The following is a 13,489-nucleotide window of genomic DNA, read 5'->3' as shown; positions in this document are numbered from 1 at the left end:
CCCCATCAGTGTAGGGTGACCGAGAGATGCAACAAGGCATAATGGAGTTAATGTGGCGTTCCTCTCACGTTAGTGGTGGCAATGTCCACTACGTGGAAGCGCTTTACGAGCAGTACCTCGCCGATCCAGATGCTGTTTCTGACGAATGGCGTAGCTATTTTGACCAGCTACCGAGTTCCGAGGGCAGTGCCTCCCACGATGTTCCACTAAGCCCGACTCGTGATCAATTCTACCAGCTAGGTCGTGAAAGCCGCCCGGGCCGGGTAGTTGCCGCTGCCGATAGCGGTGAGAACAAAAAGCAGGTGAAAGTCCTGCAGTTGATCAATGCGTATCGCTTCCGTGGTCATCAAAAGGCTGATATCGATCCGCTTGGACTGCGTAATCCTACCCCCGTCCCTGACCTCGATTTATCATTCCATCAGTTGACCAAGGCTGATCTTGATACCGAGTTCCAGACCGGTTCGTTCTTCCTGGGTATTGATAAGGCACCACTGCGTGAGATCGTGGACGCGTTGGAGAAGACGTACTGTCGCTCCATCGGCTGTGAGTTCATGCATATCGTGGACACAGAAGAGAAACGCTGGCTACAACGGCGCTTCGAATCAGTGCGCAGTGCTCCCAAGTTTAGTGACGATGTTCGCAAGCATGTGCTCGAGCGTCTGACGGCTGCTGAAGGTTTGGAAACTTACCTGGCATCCAAATATCCGGGTACCAAACGCTTTGGTCTTGAAGGTGGTGAAGTCTTTGTACCTATGATGGACGAGCTTATCCAGCGTGCTGGCGGTTATGGTACGAAGGAAGTCGTTATCGGTATGGCGCACCGTGGTCGCCTCAACCTGTTGGTCAATATTCTGGGCAAAAACCCGGCTGACTTGATTGATGAGTTTGATGGTAAGAAGGTGATTGAGCGTGGTTCTGGCGATGTGAAGTATCACCAGGGCTTTAGCTCCAACGTCATGTCACCGGGCGGCGAAGTCCACTTGGCCATGTCGTTCAACCCCTCGCACCTGGAAATTGTCGCACCGGTTGTTGAAGGTTCCGTACGCGCGCGCCAAGACCGCCGCAAGGATCCTGCCGGCGACAAGGTGTTACCCATCAATATTCATGGTGATGCTGCCTTCGCGGGTCAAGGCGTCGTCATGGAGACATTCCAGATGTCTCAGACCCGGGCCTATAAGACCGGCGGCACGATTCACATCGTCATCAATAACCAGGTGGGCTTTACGACGTCCAACCCCATGGATGCTCGTTCGACCGAGTACTGTACCGACATTGCCAAGATGGTCCAGGCGCCCATCTTCCATGTGAATGGTGATGATCCTGACGCCGTTATCCATGCGACCCAAGTGGCGCTAGATTACCGTCAACAGTTCAAAAAAGACGTCGTTATTGATCTGGTCTGCTACCGTCGCCGTGGGCATAACGAAGCCGATGAGCCGTCCGGTACGCAGCCTTTGATGTACGCCAAAATCAAGGATCATGCGTCGACGCGTACGGTTTACGCTAAGCGTTTGGTTGACCAGGGCGTTCTATCTGAAGATGACGCCAAAGCGATGATGGAAACGTATCGCGATGATCTGGTCGCGGGTAACCACGTTGCCAATGCACTGGTTCAGGAGCCCAATCAATCCCTGTTTGTGGACTGGGCGCCGTACCTGGGGCATGAGTGGACGGGCGATGCGGATACGTCTTTTGACATGAAGCGTCTTCAGCAACTGGCTGCGAAAATGTGCGAGATTCCGGACGGGGTCGAAGTGCAGCGCCAGGTAGCCAAGATTTACGAAGACCGCCGCAAGATGCAGGCCGGTGGCATGGCCATGAACTGGGGCTTTGCTGAAACGCTGGCCTACGCCACGTTACTTGACCAAGGGCACCCGATCCGGATTACTGGTCAGGATGTGGGTCGCGGTACGTTCTCGCACCGTCACGCTGTGGTTCATAACCAGAAAAATGGCTCTACCTACGTGCCGCTGCAAAACATGGCCGATGGTCAGCCGGTTTTCACCATTCACGACTCCTTCCTGTCAGAAGAAGCTGTGTTGGCGTTTGAGTACGGTTATTCCACCACTGCGCCGAATGACCTGGTTATTTGGGAAGCCCAGTTTGGTGACTTCTTCAACGGTGCACAGGTGGTCGTTGATCAGTTCATCTCTTCTGGTGAGAGCAAGTGGGGCCGTTTATGTGGCCTAACGATGCTGCTACCCCATGGCTATGAAGGCCAGGGTCCAGAGCACTCGTCTGCGCGACTGGAACGTTTCCTGCAAATGTGTGCTGAGCACAACATGCAGGTCTGTGTGCCGACGACACCTGCGCAGATTTATCACTTGCTGCGTCGTCAGGTGATTCGTCCGCTGCGCAAGCCGTTGATTGTTATGTCGCCCAAGTCGTTGCTGCGTCACAAGGAAGCGGTATCGAGCCTTGAAGATCTTGCTCACGGTAAATTCCAAATGGTGTTGCCGGATCAAGCGGATCTGGCCGCTGAAAACGTAACGCGCGCGATTCTGTGCTCAGGCAAGGTCTACTATGATCTGGCCGCCTGGCGTGCAGAAAATGAGCGTAACGATACGGCGATCATTCGTCTTGAGCAGCTGTATCCCTTCCCGAAAGAAGAACTTCTGGAAGCGCTCCAGGCGTATGGCAATGTGGAAGATATTGTCTGGTGTCAGGAAGAGCCGTTGAACCAGGGCGCTTGGTACTCCAGTCAGCACCACATGCGTACAGTGGCCGATATGCTTAAAGATGGCCTCGGACGCGAGTTGAAATTTGCAGGACGTCCTGCCTCTGCCGCGCCGGCAGCGGGCTATATGTCCGTCCATACTGAACAGCAGCGCCAGCTGGTGGAAGACGCTTTCAATCTGTAAAGCGCCCACCGGATTTAGAGAACACCATAAGGGAAACGACATGGCTACCGAGATCAAAGCGCCAACCTTTCCGGAATCCGTTGCCGAAGGTACTGTGGCTACGTGGCACAAAAAGCCGGGTGACAGCGTCGAGCGTGACGAACTGATTGTTGAAATCGAAACCGACAAAGTGGTGCTGGAAGTGGTGGCACCTGAAGCGGGCACCCTGACTGACGTAATGGCCGAAGAGGGCGAAAGCGTCGCGTCTGAGCAGGTGCTTGGCAAAATCGGTGAAGGCAGCGCTTCAGGCGACAGCGGTAAAAAAGAAGAGCCATCTTCTGATGAGCCGAAAGCCGAGAAAGCTGATCAGCAAGACGAAAAGAAAGAAGAGAAAACAGAAGAGAAGAAAGCCAGCGGCGGCAAGCAGCATGATGTAAAAGCGCCGAGCTTCCCTGAGTCTATCCAGGAAGGCACCGTGGCGACTTGGCACAAAAAGGTCGGTGAAGCGGTTAAGCGCGATGAAGTGCTGGCTGATATCGAAACCGATAAAGTCGTACTGGAAGTGGTTGCGCCTGCTGACGGTGCGCTGGCAGAAATCAAAGCCGAAGAGGGCAGCCAGGTAGAGTCCGAAGCAATTCTCGCGGTCTTCACCGAAGGTGGCGGTAGCAACGTAGCAACAGCGGCTGATAAAGAGCCAGCCGCCTCTGCTGACGATGGCGCCAGCGATGAGAAAATGGGCGACAAGATCGTCGCACCGGCGGCGCGCAAGCTGGTTGCCGAGCACGACCTTGACGTTGCCAAAATTGAAGGTACGGGCAAAGGCGGTCGCGTCCTGAAAGAAGACGTGCAAAAAGCCGTTAAAGATGGCTCCGCCAAGAAAGGTGCTGCCAAGTCTTCTGCGCCGAGCAACGCCGCAGCGATCCCAGCGGCTGTTGAAGGCGAGCGTGTTGAAAAACGCGTGCCGATGACCCGCCTGCGTCAAACGATTGCCAAGCGTCTGGTACAAGCTCAGCAAACCGCTGCCATGCTGACCACGTATAACGAAGTGGACATGACTGAGATCATGGCCCTGCGTGCGCAGTACAAAGACACCTTCCTAAAAGCTCACGATATCAAGCTGGGCTTTATGGGCTTCTTTGTAAAAGCGGCAACTGAAGCTCTCAAACGCTTCCCGGATGTTAATGCCTCTATCGACGGTACCGACATCGTGTATCACGGTTACCAGGATATCGGTGTTGCGGTATCCACCGACCGTGGTCTGGTGGTCCCTGTACTGCGCGACACCGACAGCATGAAAATTGCTGATGTCGAAAGAACGATTGTTGATTTCGGTAAGCGTGGTCGTGACGGCAAGCTGGGCATGGACGACATGATCGGCGGCACCTTCACCATCACCAATGGTGGTACGTTCGGTTCTCTGATGTCGACGCCGATTATCAACCCGCCGCAAACGGCTATTCTGGGGATGCACAAAATCCAGGATCGTCCGATGGCTATTAATGGCAAGGTTGAAATCCGCCCCATGATGTACCTGGCACTGTCATATGATCACCGTATGATTGATGGCAAAGACGCCGTACGTTTCTTGGTTACGCTTAAAGAATTGCTGGAAGACCCGGCACGTTTGCTGCTGGACGTCTAAGGTACGTAGACCACGTATCCTTGCGTATTGATATTTCGATACGCGCCACCCTTCTTATGCAGTCGCACACCGCTCTTCTCTCGGCAATGTAAAGACGAGAGAAGAGCACCGAGCTAAAGGAGCCAACATGGCTGACAAGTTTGATGTGATCGTTATCGGCGCCGGCCCTGGCGGTTACGTAGCTGCTATCCGCGCAGCGCAAATGGGCCTGAAAACAGCCTGTGTTGAAAAATGGGTTAACAAGGAAGGCAAGACTGTTCACGGCGGCACCTGCCTGAACGTCGGTTGTATTCCTTCCAAAGCGCTGCTGGAAACCTCACATAAGTTTGTTGAAGCACGTGATCACTTTGCTGAAGTTGGCATCGAGATTGACGCGCCGAAGGCTAACATCGCCAAAATGCTCGAGTTCAAAAACTCGGTCATTAACAAAAACGTGGGCGGCATCAGCGCACTGTTCAAGGCCAACGGTGTTACTTCGCTGGAAGGTAAAGGTAAAGTTACTTCGTCTACCGAAGTTGAAGTAACCGACCACGATGGCAACGCCACGACCTACACGGCTGACAACATCGTTATCGCCGCAGGCTCCGTGCCGGTTGAAATTCCGCCGACGCCGCTGACCGACGACCTGATTGTGACGTCTACAGGCGCACTTGAGTTTACCGAAGTACCCAAGCGTTTGGGTGTGATCGGTGCTGGTGTTATCGGCTTGGAGCTGGGCAGCGTCTGGAAGCGTTTAGGTTCTGACGTGACCGTTCTTGAAGCCATGGACAGCTTTTTGCCGATGGTTGACGGCGCGATTGCCAAAGAGACCCAGAAGCTGCTCAAGAAACAGGGTCTGGACATCAAACTGGGCGCACGCGTGACCGGCTCTGAAGTCAAGGACAACGAAGTCGTCGTTAAGTACACCGACGGTGACGGCGAGCAGGAAATGACCTTCGACAAACTGATTGTTTGTGTGGGTCGTCGTCCTTATACGCAAGGCGTGATTGCCGATGGCGTAGGCGTTGAGCTTGACGAGCGTGGCTTTATCTTCGTTGATGACCAGTGCCGTACTAATGTCCCGAGCGTTTATGCAATCGGTGACTGTGTACGTGGTCCAATGCTTGCTCATAAAGCGTCTGAAGAAGGCGTTATGGTCGCTGACATTATCGCTGGCCATAAAGCTGAAATGAATTACGACGCCATCCCCAGCGTTATCTACACCTCGCCTGAAGTCGCGTGGGTAGGTATAACCGAGCAAGATGCCAAAGCGAAAGGCATTGAAGTCAAAACCGGCTCTTTCCCGTTCTCTGCCAACGGTCGTGCGCTTGCCAACAATGCGCCTGAAGGTATGGCCAAGATTATTGCCGATGCCGAAACAGACCGCATTCTGGGTATGCACATCGTCAGTCAGCACGCGGGTGAGCTGATTGCCCAAGGCGTTATCGCGATGGAATTTGGTTCCAGCGCTGAAGATCTAGCGTTGACCTGCTATGCCCACCCGAGCACTTCTGAAGCTATTCATGAAGCGGCTCTCGCGGTGGAAGGCCATGCAATCCACATGGCTAATCGTAAAAAGCGCAAATAAGTTCAGCGGTAACTACCAGGCGCCACCATTAGGTGGCGCATCACTTTCGGGCATGTTGTAAAATAGCGCGCGAAAGTACGGGGACAGCCCGTTTTTAAAACGGGTTGTCGTTCGAGTCACATGCAACCAATGGCATGAATCGATGAACCTTCACGAGTATCAAGGCAAACAGCTGTTTGCTGATTATGGTCTACCAGTGTCTAAAGGCTTTGCCGTGGACACTCCCGAAGAAGCAGTAGAAGCCTGCAAAAAGATCGGCGGCGACATGTGGGTAGTTAAAGCCCAGGTGCACGCAGGTGGCCGTGGTAAGGCGGGTGGCGTTAAGCTGATCAAAGATCCGGCTGAAGCGAAGGCATTTGCCGAGCAGTGGCTGGGCAAAAACCTGGTAACCTTTCAGACTGACGAACAAGGTCAGCCGGTTGCCAAGATTCTGGTAGAGACCTGCACTGATATCGCCGATGAGCTTTACCTCGGTGCCGTTGTCGATCGTACTACCCGTCGCGTGGTCTTCATGGCCTCGACCGAAGGTGGTGTTGAAATCGAAACGGTTGCTGAAGAGACGCCGGAAAAGATTCTTAAAGCCGAAATTGATCCGCTGGTTGGCGCACAGCCGTACCAGGCGCGTGAGTTGGCCTTTGCTCTGGGCCTGAAAGGCGACCAGGTCAAGCAGTTCACCAAGATCTTCCTGGGCCTATCCAAGTTGTTCCACGACAAGGATCTGGCACTTTTAGAGATCAACCCGTTGGTTATCACTGACGAAGGCAACCTGCACTGCCTCGACGCCAAACTGGGCCTCGACAGCAATGCGTTGTACCGTCACCCGGACCTGCAGGCCATGCGCGATCCTTCCCAGGAAGATCAGCGTGAAGCCGATGCAGCGAAGTGGGAACTGAACTACGTCGCACTCGACGGTAACATTGGTTGCATGGTAAACGGCGCAGGCCTGGCCATGGGCACCATGGACATCGTTAACCTGAGTGGCGGCAAGCCGGCTAACTTCCTGGACGTTGGCGGCGGCGCGACCAAAGAGCGCGTAGCAGAAGCGTTCAAGATCATCCTGTCTGACGACAACGTGAAAGCCGTTCTGGTTAACATCTTCGGCGGTATCGTACGTTGCGACATGATTGCTGAAGGCATTATCGGTGCCGTTGAGCAAGTGGGTGTCAACGTGCCGGTCGTGGTTCGCCTGGAAGGTAACAATGCCGAGTTGGGTGCTGAGAAACTGGCGTCCAGCGGTCTGAACATCATCGCTGCTACCAGTCTGACCGATGCGGCTCAGCAGGTTGTTAAAGCGGCGGAGGGCAAGTAATGAGTATCCTGATCGATAAGAACACCAAGGTCATCTGCCAGGGTTTCACCGGTGGCCAGGGCACGTTCCACTCCGAGCAGGCGATTGCCTATGGCACGCAAATGGTCGGTGGTGTTACGCCGGGCAAAGGCGGCCAGGAGCATTTGGGCCTGCCAGTTTTCAACACCGTTAAAGAAGCGGTCGAGAAAACAGGCGCGGAAGCCAGCGTTATCTACGTACCGGCTCCGTTCTGCAAAGACTCAATCCTTGAAGCTGCTAACGCTGGCATCAAGCTGATCGTTTGCATCACCGAAGGTATCGCTACGCTTGATATGCTCGACGCAAAAGTAAAATGCGACGAGTTGGGCGTGCGTCTGATTGGCCCGAACTGCCCGGGTGTTATCACGCCGGGTGAGTGCAAAATCGGTATCATGCCGGGTCACATCCACCAGCCGGGCCGTGTGGGTATCGTTTCCCGCTCTGGTACGCTGACTTACGAAGCCGTTAAGCAGACCACTGACCACGGTTTCGGTCAGTCTACCTGTGTCGGTATCGGTGGCGACCCGATTCCGGGTTCCAACTTCATCGACATTTTGGAAATGTTTGAGAAGGATCCGAAAACCGAAGCGATCGTCATGATCGGCGAAATCGGTGGTACGGCTGAAGAAGAAGCAGCCGCCTACATCAAGGATCACGTTTCCAAGCCAGTGGTTTCTTACATTGCCGGTGTTACTGCACCTCCTGGCAAGCGTATGGGCCACGCTGGCGCCATCATTTCTGGTGGTAAAGGCACGGCTGACGAGAAGTTTGCTGCTCTGGAAGACGCCGGTGTTAAAACCGTTCGTTCTTTGGCAGAAATCGGCGACGCACTGAAAGAAGTGACGGGCTGGTAAGCTGGCAAGCGGATCAAAAAGGGGTGCCGTTTGGCACCCCTTTTTTGTGTCTTCAAGTTGACTGCGTCGCCGTCACTTTACTCCTCGGCCTCACGCTTGCGCCCTTCAAGAATTTTTCTGAGTAGCGGGCGTCCTGCCATCAGCATAAATACCGGCGCCCCGGCGATCAGATAAAAATAGTAGGTGACAGCACGCCAGATCAAGATGGCGGCTGCCGCACTGCTTTGACCCACTATAGGGGCCAGCAGGGCCGACGAGGAGAGCTCTGCGCCCCCAGCACCGCCGGGCAGCAGGGTCAGCTGGCCAGCCGCCATGGAGAGCATCTGCACCAGGAAGGTCCATGCCCAGTCCAGATGTTGTCCAAGGCCGTACAGCGTGACGTAGAGAATGCTGTAGCGCACGATCCAGTGCACGATCCCGAATCCGAAGGCCAAGGCCAGCGCGGAGCGCGGCAACTGAAGGGTTTCGGTAAAGGCCTGCTTAAAGAGCAGGATGCGGCGCACCATAGCATGCTGGAGCCGTGCACTGACACGCATTCGAGACAGTAGGCGGCCGGTCACAATTAGTACGCGGCGATGATAGCGGCCTATGAGAACGACGCCGAGCAGCGCCAGGCACAAGAGTGCCATGGGCACCACCAACATCCATCCTAGGCGGGCATCAATGGAGCGCGTGATGACATAAATCATCATCGCGATCATCGAACAGAGAAAAAACAGCAGGTCAATGATCTGGTCTACAGCAAAAATGGCAGTGGTCTGCGCGGGTCGTACGCCACGTCGCGTGAGAAGGGCGATCAGTGTCAATGGCCCACCGCTTCCCCCTGGCGTGGCGCAAATGGCGAATTCAGTGGCCATTACCGTACCGGTTGCACGCATCAGGCCCATGTTGCCGGCGCGTCCCGCCAGTAGAACACGCAGCTTGGCACCGTTAAGCAGCCAGCAGACCAATATCATGCACAGCATCAGCGCAAACAGACTTGGTGGAAAACCGGCAAGTAGATGGATAAGGTCAGTGCCGCCCAATAATAGAGGGATGGCCATAACAGCGATGAGACCTGCGGTCAGCAGCCAGAGTGTTCTTTGCATGCGTTTAATTATTCAGGGGTGGGTTTGGCGCTGGGCGAGCGTTTTCAAGGCGGGTACCCATACGTGATGATAAGGTGCCAGTCTGATCGTGCTGACTGCAATGGCGCTGTAACCAACTGATCTTGGTGGTGGGCCGATAGCCTTCTTCTAACAGGCGCCGAATCGTCGTCAGCCAGTAGCGCCTTGAAATAGCATGGCACATATCCACGGGGTGTAACCCCAGGCGAATCAGTGGCGCTTGACGATGACGACGCCTGGCCCGCTCATTAACGACCCAGGACATACCGCGCCGCCAGCGGCTGCGTGCGCTCCACACTAGCGAGGGCGCCTTAATCGGTGTGTAGTCTGGCAGAAAGTACAGCTGGCCGGGGTCGCTGGTATAGGTAAACCCTTGGGTTTTCAGTGCCTGCCGTGCGCCTTCGCCTAAAAGCCAGGCGGGCGCAACGAATCCCTCCAGTGGCCAGTCTTGAGCACGAAAAAGTTCGACGCCACGCTGTAAACGTTCAAGCGCATCAGCGTAGCTGAGCGGGTAAAACTCACCTTCATAGGTATAAAGCCGTCGCATGAAGTAATCGCGCGGCGTGCGGGGGGCGGGCGCATCATCGCAGTGATAGAAACCATGTAACGCCAGTTCGTCTCCGCGCTCCCTGCGCTGATGCAGAAGCTGCAGCATGTCGGTGTCTTTAAAGGTGTTACTGCGATGATGAAAGTCAGGCACGACAAGCCAAGTCATGGGGATTTTTCCCATGCTATCGACCTCCTCGACAAAGGCGCGATAGTCCGGCCAGGTGATGGGGGCAATGTCATGGAGTACCAGTGCAAATTCCCTGTTAGCCATGCTGTGCGCTCACCGTTGCCGTATGACTAATGCCGAGAAGTTCGCGATAGTGCTGCATAACCCCCTGCACGACGATATCCCAGTCATGATGGCGTTCTACATGCGCGCGCGCGCGACGGCCCATGGCTTTTGCATCGTTTTCGAAAAGCGCCTGAATGCTGCGAGCCATATCTTCACTGTCCAGTGGTCGACACAGCATTCCGCACTCTTCGGGAATGTTTTCGGTCAGCGCACCGGCGCGGGCTGCCACTACCGGAATGCCACAAGCCATGGCTTCCAGCACAATCAGCCCGAAGGTTTCCTGGGTGCCCGCATGCAACAACGCATCGCTACTGGCGAAATAACGTGCAATCTCGGCGGTCGGGCAAAAATGATTGATGACCGTTACGTTGTCGGGAACCTGAGTTGGCATTGAGGAGCCGATCATCAGTAAATGATAGCGCTGTGTGGATGTGCCGCTCTTCAGGCGGCGCATGGTCTCCAGCAGGATCGACAGGTTTTTTTCCTGCGAGCCACGCCCGGCAAAAACCAGCAGGCGTGTGTCATCATCAAGCCCCAGCTCGACCCTGACCTGCTCATCGCGAAGTTCAGGACGAAAGGTGGTGAGATCTACGCCCAGCGGCTGAACGCGAACCTCCTTAATACCCAGCCCTTCGAGTCGCTCTGCCATCACACGGCTCGGAGCGAGGACGCGATCATAGTGATCATAAAGCCGCGAGATGTAGCCATTGATCAACGAACGTGACCAGCCCCCTAGCCGATTGCTGATCATGGTGGGTAGGTCGGAGTGGTAAAAGGCTATCAGCGGGATATCGAGCTCACGGGCGCTTGCGATGGCCGCCCAGCCGACGGTATACGGGTCGCCGGCTTCGATCAGGTCCGGACGCACCTCATTAAGCGCTCGCCGCCAGGGACGCCTTGTCAATGGGAAGCGATAGCCATTGCTGAAAGGCAGTGGGGTTGCGGGCACATCAACACGGTGATCTTGGGCTATATACACATGGCGCTCGCCAGGCACCAGCAGGGTATGGCGAGCATCGGCCAGGGCGTTCAAGCGATGACGCTTGGCATCAAGATAGGTACGTACGCCGCCACTGGAGGGCGCATAAAACATGGTCATGTCGGCAATATGCACTACGCCGATACCTCCTCGAACCACTGATAGTTGAGCGGGCGACTTATGATTGCAAACGCAGGGGGCTGCAGGCGCCCCCTGTATAATGTGTCATTTTGTTGACCGCTGAAGCAAGCGGCAAGCGGCTATTGCCAGGTTGCCGAGGTCATAAGCCCGCCCATATGGGCGGGCAGACACTTTAGGCGGGGCGTGCCACCAGCGAACGGGTCTCTTCACGCGCTTCTACCAGCGCAACACGCAGGCTATCGCCCAGTTTATAGCGCTCTTCACCCTCGATCTGAATGCGTCCCTCTTTATCATCGATAGCCACTTTGTCGCGGTCGCTATGCATCAAGGGAGCTGGAACAAACGCGGTAGCGCCATTCTCAATCAGGCGTACGCGCATTCCGCCACGGTTAATCGCCATAATGTCAGCTTCAAACGTGTCCTGGTTCTGCGCCGCAGGCGTTAAGAAGCGCACGTAGAGCCAGTCTTTCACATCACGCTCGGCCATCCGGTTTAGGCGGCGGCGCTCGGTGAGCTGCTCGGTTAACGCCTGGCTTGCTTCTGCCGGGGCCTGTTCGCTTTTCAGTACGCGTTTGATCAAACGGTGATTGACCATATCGCCATACTTACGAATCGGCGATGTCCAGGTCGCGTAAGCAGCCAAGCCAAGGCCAAAGTGCGGGCCGGGCTGAGCAGACATGCTGGTAAAGCCCTGGAAACGACGCAGACGGGCATCCAGCCAAGCGTCATCGCGGCTCTCAAGCGCGCGCTTAAGCTCTTTGTAGTGATCAAGTTCCGTTAACGCTTCACGCTCAACGGTAATCTCCTGGCTTGCCAGGAACTCTTGCGCCGCCTCGGCTTTTTCAGGCTCAAAGGCACGATGCACGTTAAAGATACCGTGGCCGATGTGGCTTGCCAGGAAGTCCGCGCAGCAGGCGTTGGCCGCAATCATCGACTCTTCAATCATGCGGTTGGCGATGCGCCGGTCTTCGGTATTGATCGCCAGCACATTGCCTGCCGCATCCAGCTCAAAAACGTAATCGGGGCGATCTTTAAAGACCAGTGCGTGCTCGTTGCGCCAGGCGGTACGTGCTTCGGTGAGCTCCTGCAGCGCAGTAAGCTGCTCGGCGATGTTATCTTCGGGTGCCCAATCGCCTTGACCGTCAATCCAGTCAGAAACGCGGTCATACACGAGCCTGGCGTGCGATTTAACGTTCGCCGCGAAGAAGCGGTAGTCACCCAAGCTGCCGTCGGCATTGATAACCAACGTGCAAGCGAGTGTCGGACGCTCTTGGCCTTCCCGTAGCGAACACAGGTCATCGGCCAACTGTTCCGGCAGCATGGTCACGTTTTGGCCCGGTAGGTACACGGTGAAGGCGCGGGTACGTGCTTCCAGGTCAGCGGCATGCCCCTCTTCTACATAGGCAGTGGGGTCCGCAATCGCGACGCTTAGCTGCCAGCCGCCTTCCGCGTGTTTGCTTACGTGTAGCGCATCATCCATATCGCGGGTTTTTTCACCGTCGATAGTGAAGAAGGGCTGCTCGGTAAGGTCTTCGCGGGTCAGGCCTTCTTCGTGTAATGGCCATTCGGTGCCCGCATCGGGGCAGTCCTGTTCCAGCGCGTGACGGGCAAGTGTGACGCGCCATGGCACCGCAGGGTCGTCCGACTTGGCGACCAGCTCATCAATCTGGGCAAAAAAGCCGCGGTCATTCTCTTTAAGCGGATGGCGAACCAGGCGGGCAACCACCCAGTCACCATCGGCAATGCTGGCTTCATCCAGGCTGTTTTTGATACGTGACTTGATCACATTACGAATAGAAGAGTGATCAGGGACGACGGCCAAACGATCTTCGCGCTTTTGAACACGCGCCACAAAGCGGTCAAGACCGGCTTCAATCAGCTTTTCAGGCTCAACCGATTTCTTGTCACCGTTTTCGTGAATCACCGCTTCTACGCGGTCACCGTGAATCACCTGCTTCATCGCGGGAGGCGGCACGAAGTAGGATTCACCGTTATCGGTTTCGAGAAAGCCAAAGCCTTTCTCGGTGGCTTTAATCACCCCTTCAGCGCGCGGGGTGGTATCACGAATTTGTTGCTTGAGCTGAGCAAGCATAGAATTATTCTGAAGCATGAGATCAATCAGTTGGCGAGAGTAGCTTGCCACTATACGGATTCCCAGGGGCTGCGCCAATTATCCGCCGTGGAAGTTGATG

At 55.4% G+C, this 13,489-nt stretch carries 9 protein-coding genes; 5 read left to right on the top strand and 4 right to left on the bottom strand.

Going from position 1 to position 13,489, the window contains the following annotated elements; translation table 11 throughout:
* Positions 1 to 26 precede the first annotated feature (26 nt).
* The 5 genes from ACT3TJ_RS04240 to sucD all read left to right on the top strand — a co-directional run bounded on the left by ACT3TJ_RS04240 (position 27) and on the right by sucD (position 8,230).
* Positions 27 to 2,861 (top strand): 2-oxoglutarate dehydrogenase E1 component, encoded by a 2,835-nt coding sequence (locus tag ACT3TJ_RS04240; protein ID WP_193056754.1) that lies wholly within the window; start codon positions 27 to 29, stop codon positions 2,859 to 2,861.
* A gap of 40 nt (positions 2,862 to 2,901) precedes the next feature.
* On the top strand, positions 2,902 to 4,482 hold the full coding sequence (gene odhB, locus ACT3TJ_RS04235; protein WP_193056753.1) for a 2-oxoglutarate dehydrogenase complex dihydrolipoyllysine-residue succinyltransferase: 1,581 nt from the start codon (positions 2,902 to 2,904) through the stop codon (positions 4,480 to 4,482).
* A gap of 127 nt (positions 4,483 to 4,609) precedes the next feature.
* Complete coding sequence (lpdA, locus tag ACT3TJ_RS04230) at positions 4,610 to 6,049, top strand: dihydrolipoyl dehydrogenase (protein WP_172117206.1); 1,440 nt, start codon at positions 4,610 to 4,612, stop codon at positions 6,047 to 6,049.
* 142 nt (positions 6,050 to 6,191) lie between these two features.
* Positions 6,192 to 7,358: an ADP-forming succinate--CoA ligase subunit beta gene (gene sucC / locus ACT3TJ_RS04225; protein ID WP_193054822.1), complete on the top strand. Its 1,167-nt coding sequence runs from the start codon at positions 6,192 to 6,194 to the stop codon at positions 7,356 to 7,358.
* Positions 7,358 to 8,230 carry a succinate--CoA ligase subunit alpha gene (gene sucD, locus ACT3TJ_RS04220; RefSeq protein ID WP_172117205.1) on the top strand — a complete coding sequence of 291 codons (873 nt, stop codon included), beginning with the start codon at positions 7,358 to 7,360 and terminating at the stop codon, positions 8,228 to 8,230. Before sucC ends, sucD begins: the two co-directional genes overlap by 1 nt.
* Before the next feature lie 77 nt (positions 8,231 to 8,307).
* Here the strand turns inward: sucD and ACT3TJ_RS04215 are convergent, their stop codons facing one another.
* From ACT3TJ_RS04215 to ACT3TJ_RS04200, 4 genes are all read right to left on the bottom strand, one after another.
* Positions 8,308 to 9,318 (bottom strand): lysylphosphatidylglycerol synthase transmembrane domain-containing protein, encoded by a 1,011-nt coding sequence (locus ACT3TJ_RS04215; protein WP_193056752.1) that lies wholly within the window; start codon positions 9,316 to 9,318, stop codon positions 8,308 to 8,310.
* A gap of 4 nt (positions 9,319 to 9,322) precedes the next feature.
* A complete protein-coding gene (locus tag ACT3TJ_RS04210; RefSeq protein ID WP_193056751.1) occupies positions 9,323 to 10,156 on the bottom strand; it encodes a DUF2334 domain-containing protein in 834 nt (277 codons plus the stop codon).
* Complete coding sequence (locus ACT3TJ_RS04205) at positions 10,149 to 11,291, bottom strand: glycosyltransferase family 4 protein (protein ID WP_193056750.1); 1,143 nt, start codon at positions 11,289 to 11,291, stop codon at positions 10,149 to 10,151. Before ACT3TJ_RS04205 ends, ACT3TJ_RS04210 begins: the two co-directional genes overlap by 8 nt.
* 178 nt (positions 11,292 to 11,469) lie before the next feature.
* Complete coding sequence (locus tag ACT3TJ_RS04200; protein ID WP_193056800.1) at positions 11,470 to 13,407, bottom strand: exoribonuclease II; 1,938 nt, start codon at positions 13,405 to 13,407, stop codon at positions 11,470 to 11,472.
* Between the last annotated feature and the right edge of the window lie 82 nt (positions 13,408 to 13,489).

Source organism: Halomonas sp. AOP30-A1-24, assembly GCF_052378165.1.
Classification (GTDB): Bacteria; Pseudomonadota; Gammaproteobacteria; order Pseudomonadales; family Halomonadaceae; genus Vreelandella; species Vreelandella citrativorans.
The sequence above is the reverse complement of the archived record's forward strand: the minus strand, read 5'-3'. Positions and strand labels throughout refer to the sequence as shown.